This window comes from Allosphingosinicella sp. (genome assembly GCF_036570505.1).
Taxonomy (GTDB): Bacteria; Pseudomonadota; Alphaproteobacteria; order Sphingomonadales; family Sphingomonadaceae; genus Allosphingosinicella.
In genome coordinates this window covers 1-22024 of record NZ_DATCYB010000059.1, presented here as the reverse complement: position 1 = coordinate 22024, position 22024 = coordinate 1, and the positions used below count along the sequence as shown (strand labels likewise).

General features: G+C 66.7%; 14 protein-coding genes. 8 read left to right on the top strand and 6 right to left on the bottom strand.

Translation table 11 applies throughout. The features are described 5' to 3' along the window. Nucleotides 1-39 precede the first annotated feature (39 nt). Nucleotides 40-5757 carry a HAMP domain-containing protein gene (locus tag VIR62_RS06505; RefSeq protein ID WP_431869711.1) on the top strand — a complete coding sequence of 1906 codons (5718 nt, stop codon included), beginning with the start codon at nucleotides 40-42 and terminating at the stop codon, nucleotides 5755-5757. A 9-nt stretch (nucleotides 5758-5766) separates the two neighbouring features. Then, nucleotides 5767-7866, top strand: a complete 2100-nt coding sequence (locus VIR62_RS06500; protein WP_431869771.1) for a response regulator — start codon at nucleotides 5767-5769, stop codon at nucleotides 7864-7866. Between the two features lie 9 nt (nucleotides 7867-7875). Here the strand turns inward: VIR62_RS06500 and VIR62_RS06495 are convergent, their stop codons facing one another. From VIR62_RS06495 to VIR62_RS06485, 3 genes are read right to left on the bottom strand one after another with little or no spacing between them, the layout of a single operon-like run. Then, the gene (locus VIR62_RS06495) at nucleotides 7876-9141 is read right to left on the bottom strand and encodes a spinster family MFS transporter (RefSeq protein ID WP_431869709.1); all 1266 of its coding nucleotides are present in this window, start codon (nucleotides 9139-9141) and stop codon (nucleotides 7876-7878) included. A 12-nt stretch (nucleotides 9142-9153) separates the two neighbouring features. Further along, nucleotides 9154-11502, bottom strand: a complete 2349-nt coding sequence (locus VIR62_RS06490) for a TonB-dependent receptor (RefSeq protein WP_431869707.1) — start codon at nucleotides 11500-11502, stop codon at nucleotides 9154-9156. A 14-nt stretch (nucleotides 11503-11516) separates the two neighbouring features. Then, entirely contained in the window at nucleotides 11517-12353 is an 837-nt protein-coding gene (locus VIR62_RS06485; RefSeq protein WP_431869705.1) for an alpha/beta fold hydrolase, read from the bottom strand. A gap of 161 nt (nucleotides 12354-12514) precedes the next feature. On the opposite strand from VIR62_RS06485, the gene VIR62_RS06480 reads away from it, so the two are divergent. Together VIR62_RS06480 and VIR62_RS06475 are read left to right on the top strand one after the other, a co-directional pair. Next, nucleotides 12515-13129, top strand: coding sequence for a TetR/AcrR family transcriptional regulator (locus tag VIR62_RS06480; RefSeq protein WP_431869703.1), 615 nt, complete (start codon nucleotides 12515-12517; stop codon nucleotides 13127-13129). Beyond that, nucleotides 13129-14661, top strand: coding sequence for a class I adenylate-forming enzyme family protein (locus VIR62_RS06475; RefSeq protein ID WP_431869701.1), 1533 nt, complete (start codon nucleotides 13129-13131; stop codon nucleotides 14659-14661). The genes VIR62_RS06480 and VIR62_RS06475 overlap by 1 nt, the downstream gene beginning before the upstream one ends. On the opposite strand, the gene VIR62_RS06470 is transcribed toward VIR62_RS06475, so the two are convergent. Next, on the bottom strand, nucleotides 14612-15505 hold the full coding sequence (locus VIR62_RS06470) for a pirin family protein (RefSeq protein WP_431869699.1): 894 nt from the start codon (nucleotides 15503-15505) through the stop codon (nucleotides 14612-14614). The two genes, VIR62_RS06475 and VIR62_RS06470, sit on opposite strands and share 50 nt — an antisense overlap. Nucleotides 15506-15594: 89 nt before the next feature. On the opposite strand from VIR62_RS06470, the gene nadC reads away from it, so the two are divergent. Beyond that, nucleotides 15595-16440: a carboxylating nicotinate-nucleotide diphosphorylase gene (gene nadC / locus VIR62_RS06465; protein ID WP_431869698.1), complete on the top strand. Its 846-nt coding sequence runs from the start codon at nucleotides 15595-15597 to the stop codon at nucleotides 16438-16440. Here the strand turns inward: nadC and VIR62_RS06460 are convergent. Then, a complete protein-coding gene (locus VIR62_RS06460; protein WP_431869769.1) occupies nucleotides 16431-17384 on the bottom strand; it encodes a glucokinase in 954 nt (317 codons plus the stop codon). The genes nadC and VIR62_RS06460 overlap by 10 nt on opposite strands. 8 nt (nucleotides 17385-17392) lie before the next feature. Then, nucleotides 17393-18592 (bottom strand): M24 family metallopeptidase, encoded by a 1200-nt coding sequence (locus tag VIR62_RS06455; protein ID WP_431869696.1) that lies wholly within the window; start codon nucleotides 18590-18592, stop codon nucleotides 17393-17395. Nucleotides 18593-18738: 146 nt separating this feature from the next. Here VIR62_RS06455 and VIR62_RS06450 point away from each other — a divergent pair, with 146 nt between their 5' ends. The 3 genes from VIR62_RS06450 to VIR62_RS06440 form a co-directional block, all read left to right on the top strand. Continuing rightward, nucleotides 18739-20148, top strand: a complete 1410-nt coding sequence (locus VIR62_RS06450) for an efflux transporter outer membrane subunit (RefSeq protein WP_431869695.1) — start codon at nucleotides 18739-18741, stop codon at nucleotides 20146-20148. After that, nucleotides 20145-21497 carry an efflux RND transporter periplasmic adaptor subunit gene (locus VIR62_RS06445; RefSeq protein WP_431869693.1) on the top strand — a complete coding sequence of 451 codons (1353 nt, stop codon included), beginning with the start codon at nucleotides 20145-20147 and terminating at the stop codon, nucleotides 21495-21497. Before VIR62_RS06450 ends, VIR62_RS06445 begins: the two co-directional genes overlap by 4 nt. After that, on the top strand, nucleotides 21494-22024 hold a 531-nt coding region (locus VIR62_RS06440; protein ID WP_431869692.1), incomplete at its 3' end, for an ABC transporter ATP-binding protein. The genes VIR62_RS06445 and VIR62_RS06440, both read left to right, overlap by 4 nt.

Here is a 22024-nt window from a genome sequence, read left to right as displayed (position 1 = left end):
TCGGATTCGGGGTGGAGAGAGGCTTGTAAGGAGCGTTAAGTGAACGTCGAAAACCCGCGCGATTTTCTCGATCGTCGTCAGCTCGTCACGGCGCTCAAAAAGCTCAGACGCGGCGATTTCAGTGTCCGCCTTCCCGAGGACGTTTCCGGGCTCGACAGCGAAATCGCGACACTTTTCAACGAGGTGGTCGGCCTCAACGAGCAGATGACCAAGGAATTCGAGCGGCTCTCGGTCGTCGTCGGCAAGGAAGGCAAAATCGGTCAGCGCGCGCGCGTGCGCGGCGCGAGCGGCGGGTGGGACGCGAAGCTCCGCGCGATCAACGAGCTCATCGAAGACATGGTCCAGCCGACCACCGAGGTCGCGCGCGTCATCGGCGCGGTCGCGAAGGGCGACCTCAGCCAGTCCATGGCGGTCGAGGTCGACGGGCGCCCGCTGCGCGGCGAGTTCCTGCGAATCGGCGAGGTCGTGAACCGGATGGTTGAGCAGCTTGCCTCCTTCGCCGCCGAGGTGACGCGTGTGGCGCGCGAGGTCGGCACCGAGGGCAAGCTCGGCGGCCAGGCCAAGGTCCAGGGCGTCGCCGGCACCTGGAAGGACCTTACCGACAATGTGAACGCGATGGCCACCAACCTGACCGGCCAGGTCCGCAACATCGCCGAGGTCACGACCGCCGTGGCGTCGGGCGATCTTTCCAAGAAGATCACCGTCGAGGTGAAGGGCGAGATTCTGGAGCTCAAGAACACCATCAACACGATGGTGGACCAGCTCAACAGCTTCGCTTCGGAAGTGACGCGCGTGGCGCGCGAGGTGGGTTCGGACGGCAAATTGGGCGGCCAGGCGCGGGTCGAAGGCGTCGCCGGCACCTGGAAGGACCTTACCGACAATGTGAACCTCATGGCCGGCAATCTCACCGGCCAGGTCCGCAACATCGCCGAGGTCACGACGGCGGTGGCGTCGGGCGATCTTTCCAAGAAGATCACCGTCGACGTGAAGGGCGAGATTCTGGAGCTGAAGAACACCATCAATACGATGGTGGATCAGCTCAACAGCTTCGCCTCGGAAGTGACGCGTGTGGCGCGCGAGGTCGGCACCGAGGGCAAGCTCGGCGGCCAGGCGACGGTGCCCGGCGTGGCCGGCACCTGGGCCGACCTCACGGACAATGTGAACCTCATGGCCGAAAACCTGACCGGCCAGGTCCGCAACATCGCCGAGGTGACGACGGCGGTCGCTTCGGGCGACCTTTCCAAGAAGATCACGGTGGAGGTGAAGGGCGAGATCCTTGAGCTCAAGAACACCATCAATACCATGGTGGACCAGCTCAACGGCTTCGCCTCGGAAGTGACGCGCGTGGCGCGCGAAGTGGGCACGGACGGCAAACTCGGCGGCCAGGCGACGGTGCCCGGGGTCGCAGGCACCTGGGCGGATCTCACCGACAATGTGAACCTGATGGCCGAAAACCTGACGGGCCAGGTCCGCAATATCGCCGAGGTTACGACCGCCGTGGCGCGCGGCGATCTGTCGAAGAAGATCACCGTGGAGGTGAAGGGCGAGATCCTGGAGCTCAAGAACACGATCAATACGATGGTCGACCAGCTCAACGGCTTCGCGTCCGAGGTGACGCGTGTGGCGCGCGAGGTGGGCACGGACGGCAAGCTCGGCGGCCAGGCGCAGGTCGAAGGCGTCGCCGGCACCTGGAAGGACCTCACCGACAATGTGAACGCCATGGCTGGCAATCTTACCGGCCAGGTCCGCAATATCGCCGAGGTGACGACGGCGGTGGCGTCGGGCGACTTGTCCAAGAAGATCACCGTGGAGGTGAAGGGCGAGATTCTGGAGCTCAAGAACACCATCAACACGATGGTGGATCAGCTCAACAGCTTCGCCTCGGAAGTGACGCGTGTGGCGCGCGAGGTGGGTTCGGACGGTAAATTGGGCGGTCAGGCGAAGGTCGAGGGCGTCGGCGGAACCTGGAAGGACCTTACCGACAATGTGAACGAGCTCGCGGCGAACCTCACTGGCCAGGTCCGCAACATCGCCGAGGTGACGACGGCGGTGGCGCTGGGCGATCTGTCCAAGAAGATCACCGTCGACGTGAAGGGCGAGATCCTGGAGCTCAAGAACACCATCAACACGATGGTGGATCAGCTCAATTCGTTCGCGTCGGAAGTGACGCGCGTGGCACGCGAGGTCGGCACGGAGGGCAAGCTCGGCGGCCAGGCGCAGGTGCGCGGCGTCGCCGGTACCTGGAAGGATTTGACCGACAATGTGAACCTGATGGCCGACAACCTGACCGGCCAGGTCCGCAACATCGCCGAGGTCACCACCGCCGTGGCGCGCGGCGACTTGTCCAAGAAGATCACGGTCGATGTGAAGGGTGAAATCCTCGAGCTCAAGAACACCATCAACGTCATGGTGGACCAGCTCAACTCCTTCGCATCCGAAGTGACGCGCGTGGCGCGCGAGGTTGGCACCGAGGGCAAGCTCGGTGGCCAGGCCAAGGTGCCGGGCGTCGGCGGCACGTGGAAGGACCTGACCGACAACGTGAACCTGATGGCGACCAACCTCACCAACCAGGTCCGCGGCATCGCTGACGTCGTGACCGCGGTGGCGCAGGGCAATTTGAAGCGCAAGTTGACCGTGGACGCCAAGGGCGAGATCGCCGCGCTGGCCGAGACGATTAACTTCATGATCGAGACGCTGTCGACCTTCGGCGATCAGGTGACCAACATGGCCCGCGAGGTGGGTGTCGAAGGAAAGCTCGGCGGCCAGGCGCGCGTGCCCGGCGCCGCCGGCCTGTGGCGCGACCTTACCGACAACGTCAACCAGCTCGCCGAGAATCTGACGAACCAGGTCCGCTCGATCGCCGACGTGGCGACCGCGGTGACCAAGGGCGACCTCACCCGCTCGATCGCGGTGGAGGCGTCGGGCGAGATGGCCGCGCTCAAGGACAACATCAACGAGATGATCCGCAATTTGAAGGATCAGACGCTCAAGAATGCGGAGCAGGACTGGCTCAAGACCAACCTCGCCCGCTTCTCGCGGATGCTCCAGGGCGAACGCGACCTCGCGACGGTCTCGAACCTCATCATGTCCGAATTGGCGCCCTTGGTGAACGCCCAGTACGGCGTGTTCTACGTTGCCCGGCGCGAGGAGGACGACACGGTGCTCGACCTCGTCGCCAGCTACGGCGCCGAGACCAAGGATCAGCTGAAGCCGAGCTTCAAGCTGCGCGAGGGGCTGGTCGGACAGGCGGCGGCGGACAAGCGGGCGATGCTTCTGAAGCAGGTGCCGGGCGACTTCATCCGCATCGGCTCCGGCCTCGGCCACGCCAAGCCCGCCAACGTCAACATCCTGCCCGCGCTGTTCGAAGACGATGTGAAGGCGGTGATCGAGCTGGCCTCGTTCAACGAATTCAACGAGACCCACCAGAACTTCCTCGACCAGCTCATGGAATCGGTCGGCATCGTCCTGAACACGATCGCCGCGACGATGCGCACCGAGGGCCTGCTGAAGCAGTCGCAGCTGCTGACGCAGGAGCTTCAGGCGCGCCAGACCGAGCTCACCACGAAGCAGGAAGAACTCCACAACACGAACGAGGAGCTCCAGGAGAAGGCGCAGCTTCTCGAAAATGAGAAGAAGCAGGTCGAGGCGAAGAATATCGAGATCGAGATGGCGCGGCGCGCGGTCGAGGAGAAGGCCGAGCAGCTTGCGCTCACCTCCAAATACAAATCCGAATTCCTCGCGAACATGAGTCACGAGCTTCGCACGCCATTGAATTCGCTGCTGATCCTCTCGAAGCTCCTCTCCGACAATCCGCAGGGCAACCTCAACGAGAAGCAGACCGAGTTCGCGCGGACGATCCATTCGGCGGGATCGGACCTCCTCAACCTCATCAACGACATTCTCGACCTGTCCAAGATCGAATCCGGCACCGTTTCGATCGAGGTCGGCGAGATGCCGATGAGCACTCTCAGACAGCATATGGAGCGGACGTTCCGCCAGCTCGCGGCCGACAAGGGGCTCGATTTCGAGGTCGATTTCGATACCAGGCTGCCGGCCGCGATCCGCACCGACGAGAAGAGGCTGCAGCAGGTGGTGCTGAACCTCCTTTCCAACGCCTTCAAATTCACCTCGCAAGGCAGCGTGACTTTGAGCGTGCGCTGCGTGGAGAAGGGATGGAGCCCCAATCATCCGGTGCTGCGGTCTGCAAACGGCGTGATCGCGGTCGCCGTCAGCGATACCGGCATCGGCATTCCGGAAGACAAGCAGAAGCTGATCTTCGAGGCTTTCCAGCAGGCCGACGGCACCACCAGCCGCAAATATGGCGGCACGGGTCTCGGTCTTTCGATCAGCCGCGAGATCGCGCGCCTGCTGGGCGGCGAGCTTCGGGTCCAGTCGCGGCCGGGTCACGGTTCGGTCTTCACCCTCTTCATTCCGCTCGAGGCGGCACCCAGCGCGACAGCGGCCATCGCGTCGGCGCCGCGGGACAACGAGGAGGCCGAAGCGCTCGCCGGCAGCCCGGCCGCCGATATCGAGGTGGTGGACGACCGCGAGAGCCTCGCCGACGATCCCTTCGTGCTGATCGTCGAGGACGATCCGACCTTCGCTTCCATTCTCCTCGATCTGGCGCGCGAGGCGGGGCTCAAGGGTGTCGTCTCGACCGCTGGCGCGGGCACGCTCGCCATGGCGCGCAAGCTCCAGCCGGACGCGATCACGCTCGACCTCGGCCTGTCCGACATCGACGGTTTTGTCCTGCTCGACCTCTTGAAGCACGACCCGCAGACCAGCCATATCCCGATCCACGTCGTTTCCGGCGCTGACGAAGCGTCCGCCGTGCTCGACATGGGCGCGCTTGGGGTCACCGCCAAGCCGGCCGGGCATGACGAGTTGTCGCGCGTCTTCGGCGCTCTGGCGGAACAGGTCCGTCGCGATGAGCGCCGGTTGCTGATCGTCGGCGGCACCGCCGCGGACCGCAAGAAGATCAAGACGGCGGTCGCGGGCACGCATCGGCAGGTGGAGATCGCGCCGACCGTCGCCAAGGCCAGGACGGAGCTGGGTTCCTTCGACGGCGTCGTCGTCGCCGCCGACAAGACGGATCAGGCCCTGTTCGAGCTGAAGGCGCTTCAGGTCGGCCGGGACGGCACGCCGATGATCGTGCTCGCCAAGACCGACGCCGAACGGATGCGGGCGGCGCTCGAGCCGCAGAGCGGCCGCAGAACGATCGAGATCGTGGACGGTATCGACGCGCTGCAGGCGCGCCTCGGGCCTATTTTGAGGCGTGGGAAGCGGCCGGTACGGGATCAGGAAGGCAGCCCGGCGATGCAGGGAATCCCTGAACTCGCCGGCGCCCGGATTCTGATCGTCGATGACGACATACGGAACATCTACTCCCTCACAAGCGTCCTTGAGAGCTATGACGCGGAAGTGCTCCACGCGGAGCGCGGCAAGGAGGGGATCGCCATCCTCGATGAGAATGAAAGGATCGATGTCGCCCTCATCGACATCATGATGCCCGAAATGGACGGCTACGAGACGATGCGTCAGATCCGCCAGCGGCCCGCGCTCGCCGATCTTCCTCTCGTCGCCGTGACTGCCAAGGCGATGAAGGGCGACCGGCAGAAGTGTCTCGATGCCGGCGCATCCGACTATATCGCCAAGCCGGTGGACATCGAGCTTTTGCTCGCGCTGTTGCGCGTCTGGGTGGGTCGTGCCCGTGACCGGGCGGCCGCCACGAGCTCGGCGCAGAGGGCGGCGGAATAAACGGTGACCATGGCCCAGCCCGTCCGGAAGACCAGCAACGCCGCGGCTGCCGCCAAGGCCGATCTTCATGCCGTTCCCCCCGAAGCGGGCGAGAACGAGCGGGCGCGCGTGCTGGTCGTCGACGATGACGAGCGCAACCTGCTCGCCATCCAGACGGTGCTGGAGGATGTCGCCGACATCGTCACGGCGTCCTCGGGCGAGGAGGCGCTTCGCCATCTCTTGAAGGGCGAATTCGCGGTCATCCTGCTCGACGTCTACATGCCGGGAATGGACGGCTACGAAACCGCCCAGATCATCCGCAACCGCGAGCAGACGAAGCGCATCCCAATCGTCTTCCTCTCGGCCGTCAACAAGGAAACCGAGCATCTGATCCGCGGCTATTCGATGGGCGCGGTCGACTATGTGTTCAAGCCAGTCGAGCCCGTGGTCCTCAAGTCCAAGGTCGCGGTGTTCGTCGACCTCTTCACGATGACGCGCGAGATAAGGCGCAAGGCCCAGGCGGAGCAGCAACTGCTCGACGCCAACCTTCGCGCCAATGCCGAACGCCTGCGGGCCGAGCAGGAGCTGCGTCTCGCCGAGCAGCGGCAGGCGGCGATCATCCAGTCGCTGCCGATCGTCCTCTATCTGGAGCCGGTCGACGGCCGCCCTCGCGTCCCCCGCTTCGTCAGCGGGAATTTCGCCGCCGTCACCGGATACGAGTTCGGTGCCCTCAGGAAGAACCCCAATTTGTGGATCGAGCGGGTCCATGAAGAGGATCGGGAGCGGGTGCTGGCCGCGCTCGCCTCGCGCTCGTTCGGCGGGTCGATGTCGATCGAGTATCGCTGGAAGTGCGCCGACGGCCGCTACAAGCATTTCCTCGATCAGGCCGTGCTGCTCCGCGACACCAAGGGCAGGCCGACCGAATATGCCGGCACCTTGCTCGACGTGACCGATCGCAAGGATCTGGAGAACCAGCTCGTCCAGGCGCGCAAGATGGATGCGATCGGCAAGCTGACAGGCGGCATCGCCCACGATTTCAACAACCTCCTCGCCGCGGTCCTGGGCGGCCTGGGGCTGATCGAGCGCCGCGTCGAGATGGACGCGGACCAGCAGAAGATCATGACGATGACCCGTCATGCCGCCGAGCAGGGATCCGAGCTGGTGCGGCGGCTTCTTGCCTTCGCCCGGCGCCAGCAGCTGGAGCCCGCCCGCATCGACATCGCCAGGCTCTCCAGCAGCGTCGACGACCTCCTCGCCCACACGCTGGGCGGCCTCGTCCAGCTCGAATGGCGGACCGACGACGACCTGTGGTGCGCCTATGCGGACGAAGCGCAGCTTGAGCTGGCGCTAATGAACCTCATCATAAACGCCCGCGACGCTATGCCCGAGGGCGGCGAGATCACCATCTCCGGCGAAAATCGCAAGATCGGAAGCGACAACGATCTGGGCCTGCCGGCGGGTCCCTATGTGCTGCTCGCGGTCACCGACAGCGGCTGCGGCATCGCGCCCGAAATACTGGAGCAGGTGCTCGAACCCTTCTTCACCACCAAGGATGTCGGCAAAGGCACCGGCCTCGGTCTTTCGATGGTCTATGGCTTCGCCAAGCAATCGGGCGGGGCGATCGATATCCAGAGCAAGCTGGGCGAGGGCACGCGGGTCGAGATCTGGCTGCCGCGCGCGCCCCAGGGCAAGGGCCGGACGCCGGCGCCGCGCTCATCGGCGGACGGAGGCGACGCCGTCGCGGAGCGGCCGCTGAACATTCTCCTCGTCGACGATCATGGCGGCGTCCGGATGGCGACTGCCGGCATCCTTCACGATCTCGGACACCAGGTCACCGAAGCGTGCGACGGGCCGGAACTGCTGGGCATCCTGGAGCGCGACCTCGGCGCGTTCGACCTCGTCATCTGCGACTATGCGATGCCGCTGGTGTCGGGCATCGACGTGATCGAGGGCGCAAGGAAGCTTCGGCCGGGCATGCCCGGTATCATCGTCACCGGCTATGCCGACGCCAAGTCGATTGCTCGCCGGCCCCACGACGTTCCCGTGCTGACCAAGCCCTTCACGTCCAAGCAGATAAACGATGCGATCGCCTCGCTTTTTCGCCACGAGGCTGTTCCCAAGGCGAACTGAGGGCTCCGCCTAGCTCCTGTGCCAGTCGCTGCTCAGCCGCCGGGCCGCGATGAGGTAGAGAGTCGCGGCGGCGAGGTAGAAGACGAGGCCATAGAGCATCGAGTGGCGAAGCGAATCCTCGCCATAAGCCGCCATCATCCGATCGGACATGAAGCCCAGGAACCAGGTGCCGAAGCCGATACCGATGAGGTTGTTGACGAAGAGGAATATGGCCGAGGCGGTGGCGCGCATATGGGGCGGAACCACCTGCTGGATCGCGGCGATCCCCGGCCCGAGCCAGGCGAGCGACAGGGCCGTCGGGATCAGCAGCAGCACGAAGGCGACCGCCAGCGACGGCGCGAACAGGCCGACGGCGTAGAGCGGCACGGCGAGGAGGAAGCAAAAAGCCGGTATCCGCGCATAGCCGCCGGGATCGGAGGCGCCAGCGCGGTCGCCGAGCCATCCGCCCATCCAGACGCCAGCGAGGCCGCCGACGAGAGCGATCGCGCCGTAGAAGAGGGAGCGGTCGATGAGGTCGAGCCCGTGGCTTCGCGCGAGGAAAGAGGGCAGCCAGAAAGCGAATCCGTAGCCGATCACCGAGCTGCAAGCTGACCCGAACGACAGCAGCCAGAAGCTTAGCTTGTGCGACAGCGTGCGGCCGACCTCGGCGAGGCTGGCGGCGTCTTCGATCCGTACTCCGTCGAGGGCGCCGCGTGGCGCTTCGGGGACTCCGAACTTGACCAGCGGCGCCAGTATGAGGCCGGCCAGGCCGACGATGATGAAGGCGGCGCGCCAGTCGATGTGGCTGGCGATCCAGCCGCCGAAAAAGATGCCTAGCGCCGAGCCGATCGGAATGCCGAAGGAGAAGATGGCCAGCGCGCGTCCGCGCTGGTGCGGCGGGAAGCTGTCGGAGATGAGGGCGTAGGAGGGGGCGACGCCGCCCGCTTCGCCGATACCTACGCCCATGCGCGCCAGGAAGAGTTGCCAGAAATTGCCGGCGAAGCCGCACAGCGCGGTAAAGCCGCTCCACAGCGCCAGGCTCACAGAGATGATCGTGACCCGGCTCTTGCGGTCGGCAAGCCACGCGATGGGGATGCCGAGCCCCGTGTAGAAGAGTGCGAAGGCGAGCCCGCCCATCAGGCCGAGCTGGCCGTCGCTTAAGCCCAGATCCTTCTTGATCGGCTCCGCCAGGATGCTGACGATCTGACGGTCGAGGAAGTTGAAGATGTAGGCGAGGAGCAGGATGGCGAGCACGCGGCGTCCGTTCGCCGCCATCATCGTCCCGCTCCGCGCCATTATGCTTTCCTCTTAAAAGTTCAGACCGACGGTCAGATATACCTGCCGCGGGGCCCCGTAATAGGCGGTGAGAACGCCTTCGGCACCCAGGGTCGGGCTAAAGCCAGGCGATCCGTCGGGGAGGATGAATTCGCCCGTATCGGGATTCTGCCGCAGGAAGTTGTAGCCCGAGACGATATATTCCTTGTCCGTCAGGTTCTTGCCGTGGAGGCCGACCGACCATTTGTCGTCGTCGGAGGTCCAGACGATGCTGGCGTCCCAGAGCGCGTAGCCGGCCTGGTCGAGCATCGGTGTCGGCAGCTCGAACTGGTGGACCTTGCTGCGGTAGGAGAGGGTGCTGATGAAGTTCAGCATGCCCGCGCCCACCGGCGTGCCGTAGTTGAGCGTGCCGCTCGCCGTCCATTCGGGCGTGTTCTGGATTTCCCGCTCGTCGGCGACGTCGATGCCGCGCGCGTCGATGAACTGCTTGTAGTCGGCGTTGATGTAGCCGAGCGCCCAGTTGAAGCCAAGGGAGTCGCCGGCCGCCGCGAAGTCCTCCGCCAGCCTGGCCGCGCCTTCGAACTCGATCCCCTGGAAGCGCGCCTTGCCGGCATTGGTGGTGACGCCGATGAAGGTCTGCTGCCCGTTGATCACCGTGCCGACCGATCCCGGCACCTGCACGTCCTTATAGTCGGCGTGGAAGGCGGCGAGGCTGATATTGAGGCGGCGGTCGAGGAGGCTCGCCTTCCAGCCGATCTCGTAGCTGTCGACCGTCTCGGGTTCGAACGACATGAAGTCGAAAATCTCTTCGTCCTCCACGACTCCGTCCCCGTCCGCGTCGGGCGCCGCGACGCTGACGCCGCGCGGGTCGAAGCCGCCGCCTTTGAAGCCTTTCGAGTAGCTGGCGTAGAGATTGTGGTCCGGCGTCGGCTTGAAGCTGATCGAGGCGCGGGGCGTGAACTCCTCGAAATCGGCGGCGCCGGTGAAGTCGGACTGAAGGGCGATCAGCGTGCCGCCGCCGCCGAAGAAGGGCGAGCCGCCGCCGATGAACACCTGGCGGAGAATGTCGGACGTGCGCTCGTCCCAGGTATAGCGGCCACCGAGCGAGACACTGAGTCGGTCGCTGAGGTCGTAGGTGGCGTCGGCGAAGACGGCGAAGGTCTTGGTATCGACGTCACCGAAGGTGAGGGCGGTGACGGTGTTCGGCAGCCGCACGTCGAAGATCGTCTCGGCATTGGCGTCGAGATAATAGCCGCCGAGGATGCCGGCGAGGGTGCCGTCGTCGTAGACGAGCTGGATTTCCTGCGAGAGCTGCTCGTTCTTGTAAACGGCGGGCACGTCGAGATCGACGGCGGGGAGGGCATCGAAGTCGATCGGAGAACCGCTTTCATCGGCGCGCCAGGCGCTGATGCTGCGGAGAGTCAACGCATCCGACATCTCGATATCGAGATGGGCGCTGACGCCCCCCGCCTTCACCTTCTGCTCCGGATCGAGCAGGCCGCCGCGCGAATCGAACACGTCCTTGAGCACCGGCGTGCCGGAGACGAGGCCTGGGATCAGCCGGTGGCCGCCCCTCGGATCGCTGCGATCCTCGGTATAGTCGCCCGCGATTCGAAACTCGACCGCGTCGCCGGCGTCGAGCTCGGCGGCGAGGCGGCCGGCCCAGATGTCGCGATTGTAATTGTCGAGGCCGGTGGTGAGGTTCTCGCCGAACCCATCGCGGCTGAGGCGAGCCACGGTCCCGCCGACGCGGAAGGAGTCGGTGATCGGCGTGCTGAGGCCGACGACGAGATCGGCGTGCTTATAAGTGCCGAGCGTGGCGCGGATGCGGGCGCTGGGCTCGTCCGGCAGGCGCCTGGTCACATATTTGACGGCGCCGCCGATCGTGTTGCGGCCGTAGAGCGTGCCCTGCGGCCCGCGCAGCACTTCGATCCGTTCGACGTCGTAAATGTCGAGCAGCGCCGCTTGCGGGCGGTTGAGATAGATGTCGTCGAGGTAAATGCCGACACCCGCCTCGAAACCGGCGACCGGGTCCTGCTGGCCGACGCCGCGGATGAAGGCGGTCAAGGTCGAGTTGGTGCCCCGCGAGGCTTCGAGCGTAACGTTGGGCGTCGTGTCGCTGATGTCGGTGATGTCGAGCGCGCCCTGCATCTCCAGCTGCTCGCCGCTATAGGCGGTGACGGCGATCGGCACGTCGAGGAGGTTTTCCTCGCGGCGGCGAGCGGTGACGACGATGGCGTTGCCTTCGTCGACATCCGAAATTTCAGCCGCCTCGACCGGCGGCGCGTCGGCGACTTGCGCGACGAGCGGGGCGGTGGCGGTCAGGGCGGCGAAGGCGGTGCCGATCCTGAGGGCGCCGAGACAATGCGTTTTGCGGGCCATGACGTCTCTCCTGTTCAAGCTGCATTGGGGCGTTCGTGGACGCGCGGCAGACTGGCCGCGAAGTCCCGAACGGCGGTGTTGAAAAGCTCGGCCTGCTCGAAATGCGGGCTGTGGCCGGAGCGGTCGAAGGATATGGCACGGGCGTTGGGCAGCGCGGCCGCGACATAATCGGCGGTGTCCGCGCCATAGAGGTGGCTTTCGGCGCCGTGGATGATGAGCGTCGGCTGGGCGATGCGGGCGAGGCGACTCCGGAAATCCTGGTCGACGAGGGATGTCCACAGCGTGCTGATTGCGGCGGCATCGTTCTTTGCGAACTCCTCGCCGGCCCAGCGGACGCTGTCCGCAAGCTCGTCCGCGTTCGACGGTGCGAAGATGGCCTGGCCGGCCGCGGTCGCGAAGGTCGGGAAATCCGTCTCGATCGCCTGTCGCCTCGCCTCGCACGCTTCCTTTGAAAGGCCGAGCCGCCAATGCGCGTCGTTCATCACGCGCGGAGTCATGTCGACGACGACGGAGCCCGCGAAGCGGTGCGCCGCGGGACCGGTCAGCACATGCCAGAGGACGGAAGCTCCCAGGGACCAACCGACGCCGATAGCGTCCTGGAGGTCGAGCGACTGGGCGAGGCCGGAAACGTCCGCGGCCAGCTGCTCGATCGTCGGCGCATCGCCCACCGCGCGCGATTCGCCATGGCCCCGAAGGTCGATGGAGATAAGGCGGAAGGCATCGGCCAACTCATGCTGGCGGGCGAAGAAGCCGCGATGCGCCATCAGGCCGTGGAGCAGCAGCAAAGGCCGCCCCGTGCCGATATTGTCATAGGCGATTCGAGCGCCGTCCGGTGCGAAATGGTGCGGCAACGATTTCCCCTCCCAGGCGCCCTCGCTCCTGTTCGGAGTCTCCTGCCTTCAGGGCGTCCTTCTGCCCGTATATGAAACATGAGTCAATGTTCAACTTTGATACTCGATGAGCCGGCTTGCGCGAAGGTGAGAGTCGGTTCAAGTTCGGCGCGGGAGGGGCCATGTCCGATCTGATCCAGACCGCGCCCGCCGACAGGACGCCGCGGACCGAACGGGGGCGCAAGACGCTCCGCCGCTTGCTGAAGGCGGCGGCGCGGGAATTTGGCGAGCGCGGCTATCACGAAGCGGCGATCACCGGCATCACGGCCCGCGCCGGCGTCGCCCTCGGCACCTTCTACACCTATTTCGAAAGCAAGGAGGAGGTGTTTCGCGCCCTGGTACGGGACATGAGCCGCGCCACTCGCGCCCATGTCGCCGAGGCGGTCAAGGATGCGCCGGACCGGATCGCGGCGGAGCGCATCGGCCTTACCGCGTTCATCGCCTTCGTCCGCCAGCATCGCGAGCTTTACCGCATCATCGAGGAAGCGCAGTTCATCGCCGAGGATGTCTATCGCGAGCACTACCGCACCTTCGTCGAAGGCTATCGCCGCAACCTCGCCGCCGCCGCGTCGCGGGGCGAGATCGTGGCCGGCGAGGACGAGCCGCGCGCCTGGGCGCTGATCGGCATGAGCGTGTTCCTCGGCATGCGCTACGGCATCTGGGAAGAAGACCTCTCGCCGGCCGAAGTCGCCGACATCGCCATCGGACTGGTGGCGGAGGGCCTGAGGAAGCGCTGATGTTCGCCGATTTGCCCGATCTCATCGCCAAGCGGGCCGAGCTGACGCCGGACAAGGTCGCGCTGGAGGAGATCGCGACCGGGCGCTGCCTGACTTATGCGAAGCTGGATCGGCGCGCCGGGCAGGCCGCTTCACTGATGGCGAGCCGGGGCGTGGCGGAGGGGGATCGCGTCGCCATTGTCTGCCGCAACCGCATCGCCTTTTTCGAGCTGCTGCTCGGCTGCGCCAAATTGGGCGCGATACTGGTCCCGCTCAATTGGCGGATGCCGCCTTCGGAGCTCAACCAGTTGGTCGAGGATTGCGCACCCAGGCTCTTGTTTGTCGGGCGGGAGGACGAAGGGGTCGCCCGAGAGCTGGCGGTGCCGTCGTTGGCGTTGGACGGCGATTATGAGACCTTGCTCGACGCGGCCCCGGCCAGATCCTTGCGCGCCCGCTGGCCGGCCGACGGCATCTGGTATCTGATCTACACGTCCGGCACGACCGGACGGCCGAAGGGCGTCATCTACAATTTCCGCATGGCCCTGGCGAACCATGTCAATATCGGCTCGGCCATCGACATCCGATCCACCGACACGACGCTCACCTTCCTGCCACTCTTCCATACCGCCGGCATCAATCTCCACAGCCTGCCGACCCTGTTCGCGGGTGGCCGCGTCGTCATCCTCGAAGGGTTCGAGGAGGAGGCGGTGGTGCGACTGCTGGAGGCGCGACGGATCGATACTTTCTTCGCGGTGCCGACCGTTTACCAGGCGCTGCTCGACCATCCTCGCTTCGCCACAACGCCGCTCGATCATGTCCGCCACTGGGGCTGCGGCGGCGCGCCGCTCCCCGACGCGGTGGTCGAGCGTTACCGGTCGCTCGGCGTCAGGGTGTGCAACGGCATGGGCATGACGGAAACAGGGCCGACCGCGTTCCTGATGGATCCCGCCGACGCCTGGGATCGGATCGGATCGGTCGGCAGGCCGCAGCTTCTCTGCTCCGCCCGCATAGTCGACGAGGAAGGGTGCGACGTGCCGGACGGGACCGTCGGCGACCTGCTCTTCTCGGGCCCCGGCATCACGCCGGGTTACTGGAACGACGAGCAAGCGACGCGTGCGGCTTTCACCGCCGACGGCTGGCTCCGCTCGGGCGACCTTGCCCGCCGCGACGCCGATGGCTTCACCTACATCGCCGGCCGCCGGAAGGAGATGTTCATCTCGGGCGGCGAGAATGTCTATCCGATCGAGGTCGAGAATGTGCTCGCCGCGCATCCCGCCGTCGCCGAGGCGGCCGTGGTGCCCGCGCCGGACTCGAAATGGGGCGAAGTCGCGCGCGCCTTCATCCTCCCCGCCGATGGAACGAAGCCGGCGCCTGAAGAGCTGCATGCAGAGCTACACGCCTTTTGCCGCACCCGCCTCGCCGCCTACAAGGTGCCGAGGAGCTTCGAATTTGTCGCCGACTTCCCTCGGACGGCGGCAGGGAAGATCAGAAAACACCAGCTCGTCACGACATCGGGTTCGGCGGGGGAGGTGGGTCTTCGGGGAGCGGGATGAATTCCTGATTGTCGAGATCGGGCAGCTTCATCCGCCCGGCCCGCCAGTCGGCCTTGGCCTGCTCGATGCGGTCCCTGGAGGAAGAGACGAAGTTCCATTCGATGAAGCGCGGACCAATCGGCTCGCCGCCGAGCAGCATGACCTTGGCGGGACCGTCGGCGCGGATTTCGACCGGGTGGCCGGGCGCGAAGACCAGCATCTGCCCTTCGCTGAAGCGCTGCCCTTCCGCCTCGATCGCCCCGGCGGCGACATAGGCGGCGCGCTCGGGATAATTGTCGACGAGGCCGAGCCTCGCGCCGGGCGCCATCTCGCAATGGAGATAGAACATCGGCGAGTGGGTCTTGACCTTCGCCGATAGGCCGAAGGCGCTTCCGGCGATCAGCCGCGCCCAGAGGCCGTCCTCCTCGATCACCGGCAGATCGCCCTCGCCATGGTGCCAGAAGCCGGGCTCGCGCTCCTCCTGGTCCTCCGGCAACGCGACCCACGCCTGGATGCCGTTCATATGGCCGCCCTCGGCCCTCGCCCTCTCGAAGCGCTCCGAGTGGGTGATGCCGCGGCCCGCCGTCATCCAGTTGACCTCACCCGGCCGGATCGCCTGCTCGGTGGCGAGGCTGTCGCGGTGCATGATCTCGCCGTCGAAAAGATAGGTGATGGTCGAAAGGCCGATATGCGGATGCGGGCGCACGTCGACCGAGCGGGGGATGCCGGGCGCCATGTCGACCGGGCCCATATGATCGAAGAAGACGAAGGGCCCCACCATCCGCCGCTTCGCATAGGGCAGCACGCGCCCGACCTCGAATCCGCCGAGATCCTTGCGTCGCTGATCGATGACGAGGTCTATCATGGTTGCTCCCCTTGCCGATGCCAAGGCAACGGAAAGCCGTGAGCCAAGTTCCCGTTTGCCGGATTCCCTGTAGCTGATAGGGCGCCGCCATGTCGCAATCATTCCTGAGCGGCGTCGATCTCGACGCCTTCGTCCGCCAAACGCTCGCCGAGGATCTCGGCGAGGGCGGAGACGTCACCTCCGCCGCCACGATACCCGCCGAGGCGCGGCTCGAGGCGGTGATGGCGAGCCGCGACGACGTCACGGTTGCCGGCCTTCCGCTCGCGGCGATGTTCTTCCGCGCCCTCGATCCCGAGGTTCATATTCAGCAACCTGTCGAGGACGGCGCCCAGGTGGCGGCCGGGACGACGCTGATGCGGCTTTTCGGCAATGCGCGGGCCCTGCTGACCGCCGAACGCTCCGCCCTCAATACCATCCAGCACCTGACCGGCATCGCCACCATGACTCGCGCCTATGTCGATGCGATCGCCGGCACCGGCTGCATCCTCCTCGACACGCGCAAGACCATCCCCAGGCTCCGGGCGCTGGAGAAATATGCGACCCGCATGGGCGGCGCGGAGAACCACCGGATGCGCCTCGACGACGGCGTGCTCATCAAGGACAACCACATCGCCGTCGCGGGCGGCGTCGCCGAGGCGGTGCGAAGGGCGAAGGCGGCGGGGTTGTCGCTGCCGATCCAGGTCGAGGTCGATCGGCTCGATCAGATCGAGCCGGCGCTCGTGGCCGGCGCGGACCGGCTGCTGCTCGACAATATGACGCCGGACCTTCTGCGCGCGGCCGTGGAACTGGTCAGGGGGCGCGTCCCCACCGAAGCCTCGGGCGGCGTGCGCCTCGACACCATCCGCGCCATCGCGGGGACGGGCGTCACCTATGTCTCGGTCGGCCGGATCACCCAGTCGGCTCCGGCCGCCGACATCGGTTTCGATTACGCCTGATATTTCGCGGCGAAGGCCACGGCGGCGCCGAGGAGGCCCGGCTGCGGGTGCGTGATGAGTTTGACGGGCATCGCCTCCATTCGGGGGCGGAAGCGGCCCTTGGCGAGGAAACGCTCGTGAAAGCCGGAGAGGGGGAGGTGGGCTCGTAGCCTCAGTCCCAGGCCGCCGCCGATCACCACGCCGACCGCTCCATGGGCGAGCGCCAGGTCGCCAGCGACGGAGCCGAGGCTGAGGCAGAAGCGCTCCAGAGCCTCCATGGCGAGCGGATCGGTGCCCTCGAGGGCCGCCGTCCAGAGCGCGCGGTCCTCCGCGGGCGGTGTGCCGCCCAAAGCGGCGTAGATGTCGTCGAGGGCCGGCCCGGAGACGATCCGCTCGACCGAAACCCGGCCATAGCGTTCGCCAAGGCGCTCGCGGATGCGCGTTTCCACCTCGTCGAGCGGCGCGAAGCCGATATGGCCGCTTTCCGTCTCGATGACATGATGATGGCCGTCGACACGCAGAAGCTGAGCCGCGCCGAGGCCGGTGCCCGGCCCGACGACGGTGATGACGCCTTGGTCCGGAAGCAGGATATCGGGCCCGCACAGATGGGCGAGCGCGTCCTCGCCGAGCTGAGCCACGGCATGAGCCACCGCACCGAAATCGTTGAGGAGGAGCAGCCGCTCCAGTCCCAGCGCCGCTGCCAGCCCCGCCGGCCGGATCGCCCAGGCACCGTTGGTGAGATAGAGCACGTCCTCCCGGGCATTCCCCGCCACGGCGATACTGGCGGCGGTGGGAAGCGGGCGGCCGAGATGCGCGGCGAAGGAGGCCCAGGCGCTTTCCAGCCCGCCATGCTCAGCCGTTCGCGCGGTAAAAGGCTCCCCCAGCCGCACCGCCTTGTCCCCGCCAATGGTGGCGAGGGCGAAGCGGGCATGGGTGCCACCGATGTCCGCCGCGACGATCTCCATCCCCGCGATCACCCGAACGGCGCGTCGATCGAAGGCGAGGGGTGGGTGAACCAGGCGGCGCCTTCCTCGGTGACGTGGAAATGATCCTCCAGCCTGATGCCGAAGCGGTCCGGCATGACGATCATCGGCTCGTTGGAGAAACACATTCCGGGGGCGAGGGGCGTCTTGTCGCCTCTCACAAGATAGGAGGGCTCGTGGATCGACAGGCCGATGCCGTGACCGGTGCGGTGCGGCAGGCCGGGAAGCCGGTAGTCCGGTCCGAGCCCCGCCCGCTCCAGCACCGCCCTCGCGGCGGCATCGACTTCCTCGCACGCCACGCCGGGCCGCGCCGCGTCGAAGGCCGCTTCCTGCGCCTCCTGCTCCAAGGCCCAGATCGAGCGCTGCTCGTCGCTCGCCTCGCCGAACACATAGGAGCGGGTGATGTCGCTATTATAGCCGTCGACCGTGCAGCCCGTGTCGATCAGCACCATGTCGCCTTCGTGTAGGTAGCTTTCGCCGGGAAGGCCGTGCGGGAAAGCGGTCGAGCGGCCGAACTGGACTATGCAGAAGCTGCTGCCGGAGGCCCCCAGCGCTCGGTGCGCCTCGTCGATGAAGCGGCGGACTTCGCTGGCCGCGATCCCCTCGTCGAGAATGCGGGCGGCGCGGCGCTGCACTTCTAGGGTCATTGCCTTGGCCTGCGCCATCAGCGCCAGCTCGGCCGGCGATTTCAGCATCCGGCAGCCGTCTATGACGCTGGAGCCGTCGATCAGCTCGACCGACGGCGCGGCCTTGCGCAGGCGGTCGACGAACAGGAAAGCCATGGCCGGATCGACCGCCAGCGTCGCGACCCGGCGTTCGCGCAGCGCGCCGGCCAGCAGCATCGACGGACTCTCATCTTCTTCCCACAGGCGGACGTCCGCCTCGACCGCGAGATCCGCCTCCAGCGTTCCCAGCTCGAAACGCGGGCAGATGACGATGGGATCGCCGACAAGCGGCAGCAGCATCGCCACCAGCCGCTCGCTCGCGCCCCACGGCACGCCCGCGAAATAACGCAGGCTTGCCCCCGCGCCGATCAGGAGCGCGTCGGCGCCGCTGTCGGCCAAAAGCCTCCGCGCCTTTTCGAGCCGTCCCTCACGCTCCAGGGCGCCGATGGAGGGCGCCATGTCGGACCAGGGCACGAGCGCCTCCAGCTCGGCTATAGCGGTCGAGCCTCCAATTCCAGTCGTCACAGGGCGATCCTTCCAAATGTTCGAGGCCGGATGCTGATAGGTCCTGCAATCGTGCTTCGCTACCCGGCAAGAGTGTGCAATCCGTTCATCCGGGAGAAAACTCGCTTCAGCGGAAGTTCATGGCCCCGAACGGAATGGCCTCAGAGATGAATAAGCTTGTATCCATCGCGGCGCTTCTCGCGGTCCCGCTTTCAGCCTGCACCACGGTTGGGCCGGATTATGACGCGCCGGGCGCCGGGGCGCTGAATGTCCCCGCAAGCTATTATTCGGTGGAAGCCACGCCCGGTTCGCCCGAGGAGCTCGCCCGCTGGTGGACTCGCTTCAACGATCCCGTGCTCGACCGACTGGTTCAGCAAGCGGTATCGCAAAATCTCGACCTGGCCGTCGCCTCGGCGCGACTGCGTCAGGCGCGCGAGGGCGTGGTCCAGGCCCGTGCCGGCGCGATGCCGAGCGTCGGCGCATCGGCCGGAGCGGGGCAGGATTTCGATAGCGACGGCGGTGACCGCAGCAGTTTTTCTCTCGGCGCTGATGCCGCCTGGGAGGTCGACCTGTTCGGTGGGATCCGGCGCGGCGTCGAGGCGGCCGAAGCGGATGCCGACGGCGCGGTATTCGACCTCGCCGCCGTCCAGGTCGCGATCATCGGCGAGGTCGCATCCAACTATATCCAGGCGCGGCTCGCCCAGCAGCGCCTGGAGACGGCGCGCGACACGCTCGCCATCGCCGACGAGAATCTGGAGATCGCCGGCTGGCGCGTCCAGGCGGGACTTGTCTCCTCGCTGGACGAAGAGCAGGCGAAGGCACAGCGGGCGCAGACCGCCGCGTCGATCCCCGGCATTGAAAGCGATTTCGCCAGCGCGACCTTCCGGCTCGCTGTGCTCACTGGGCAGGCGCCGGGCACGCTGACGGCCACCCTGTCCGAACCGGAAGCCATTCCTACGGGTCCCGACAGCATCGCGCTGGGCATCCCAGCCGATACGCTTCGCCAGCGCCCGGACGTGCGTGCCGCTGAACGCACGCTGGCGGCTCAGACGGCGCGGATCGGCGTCGCGGAGGCGCAGCTTTATCCGGGCCTCCGGCTGACCGGGAACATCGGAAGCTCGGCCCTCTCGATCGGCGGGCTGGTCGACGTCATCACCGGCGGGATCTTCGGGAGGCTCAGCCAGAGCCTGTTCGAGGGCGGACGGTTGCGGTCCCAGGTGCGCTCGCAGGAAGCGGCGGCGGAAGCGGCGCTCGCCACCTATCGCCAGTCGGTGCTGGTGGCGCTGGAGGATGTCGAGAACGGCCTCGTCGCCCTCGACGCCGCCCAGGAACGGCAGGCGCAGTTCGCCATCGCGCTGGAGGCCGCGAACAATACCGCCATCCTCGCCCGCAGCCAGTATCGCGCCGGACTCACCGACTTCCAGACCTTGCTTGAGGCGGAGCGCTCGCTGCTCTCGGCCCGCGACGGCATCGATTCCAGCCGGGCCGAGCAAGCGCTTGCCCTCATTCAGCTTTATGGGGCGTTGGGCGGGGGATGGGACCCGCTGGCCGCCCCTGAGATCGGAACAGACGCATGAACGAGGTGACACACCCCAGGCCTGATGCCGCGACCGGCGCCGCCTCTTCGGCCGGTCTCGACGAACTCCTGGGCGTGGAGACGGAGCGGCCGTCGTGGAAGCGACCCGTCTGGATCGCCGCCGCCGTCGGCGTCGTGATACTCTTGCTTCTGATTGTCCGCCTCTTCGCGGGCGGGGCCGAGGCGGGCTACGCGACGGCCGAAGTGCAGCGCGGCGGCCTCACCGTCACCGTGTCGGCGACCGGCAATCTCCAGCCGACCAACAAGGTCGAGGTCGGCTCCGAGCAGTCCGGCCTCGTCACCGACGTCTATGTCGAAAATAACGACCGCGTCGTGCGGGGCCAGCCGCTCGCCCGCCTCGACACCTCGCGGCTTCGCGATACCATCGTCCAGAACCAGGCGGCGCTCGCCTCGACGCAGGCGCAGGTCGCGCAGGCCCAGGCCTCGGCGGTGCAGGCGCGCGCCAACCTCAACCGGCTGGAGGAGGTTCATCGCCTCTCCGGCGGCAAGGTGCCCTCTGAGACCGAACTCGACACCGGCCGCGCCGAGAATCAGCGGGCGCAAGCCGGGGTTCGTGCCGCCAATGCCCAGGTCGCGCAGGCGCGGGCCGCGCTGTCCTCGGCCCAGACCAACCTTTCCAAGGCGACCATCTATTCGCCGGTGACCGGCGTCGTGCTCTCGCGACAGATCGATCCGGGCCAGACCGTCGCCGCCTCCTTCCAAGCGCCGGTCCTCTTCACCATCGCCGAGGATCTGGCGCAGATGCAGCTGGAGGTGAAGGTCGACGAAGCCGATGTCGGCCAGGTGAAGGCGGGCCAGCGCGCCACCTTCACGGTCGATGCCTTCCCAGGCCGGCGCTTCCCGGCCGAGATCATTCGGGTCGACCTCGGCGCCAATGCGGAAGCGTCGGCAGCCGCCTCGGCCGGAAGTGTCGTCGCCTATACCGCCGTGCTGTCGGTGCAGAATCCCGACCTCACCCTGAGACCCGGCATGACGGCGACCGCGGACATCGTCACCTCCGAGGAACGGGCGCAGCTGCTCGTCCCCAATGCGGCGCTTCGCTTCTCGCCAGAGCGGGACGCGGCGCGGGCCTCCCGCGGTGAAAACGGCGGCGTCACCAGCGTGCTTGTGCCTCGGCGCGGGCGACGGGGCCGGGGCGGCGGCGACGAGCAGGTGACGATCGGCCGGGGCAGCCGCCAGACGGTCTATGTCGTCGGCGAGAATGGCCAGCCGCAGCCGATCGAGGTGACTACGGGCGCCTCCGACGGCCGCCGCACGGCGGTGCGCGGCGAGGGCCTGAAGCCCGGCATGGAAGTGATCACGGGAAGGCTGGCGGCGGCCGAGGAATGAGCGATACCCTGATCTCCCTTCGCGGGGTCACCAAGACCTACGGCAGCGGTCCGACTGCTTTCCAGGCGTTGAAGGGCATCGACCTCGATATCGAGCGCGGCGATTTCGCTGCCATCATGGGCGCGTCCGGATCCGGCAAATCGACGACGATGAACATCCTCGGCTGCCTCGACATCCCGACCACCGGGCAGTTCCTGTTCAAGGGTTTCCATGTCGAACGGCTCGATCGGCACCAGCGGGCGCTGCTCCGCCGCCGCTATCTCGGTTTCGTCTTCCAGGGCTTCAATCTCCTCGCCCGCACCAGCGCGCTCGAAAATGTCGAGCTGCCGCTCCTCTATCGCGGCGAGGACAAGGCGGCGCGTCACAAGGCGGGCATGGCCGCGCTCGACAAGGTCGGCCTCGCCGATTGGTGGGATCATACGCCCGCCGAGCTTTCGGGCGGCCAGCAGCAGCGCGTCGCCATCGCCCGCGCCATCGTCACCAGTCCCGACGTGCTGCTCGCCGACGAGCCGACCGGCAACCTCGAC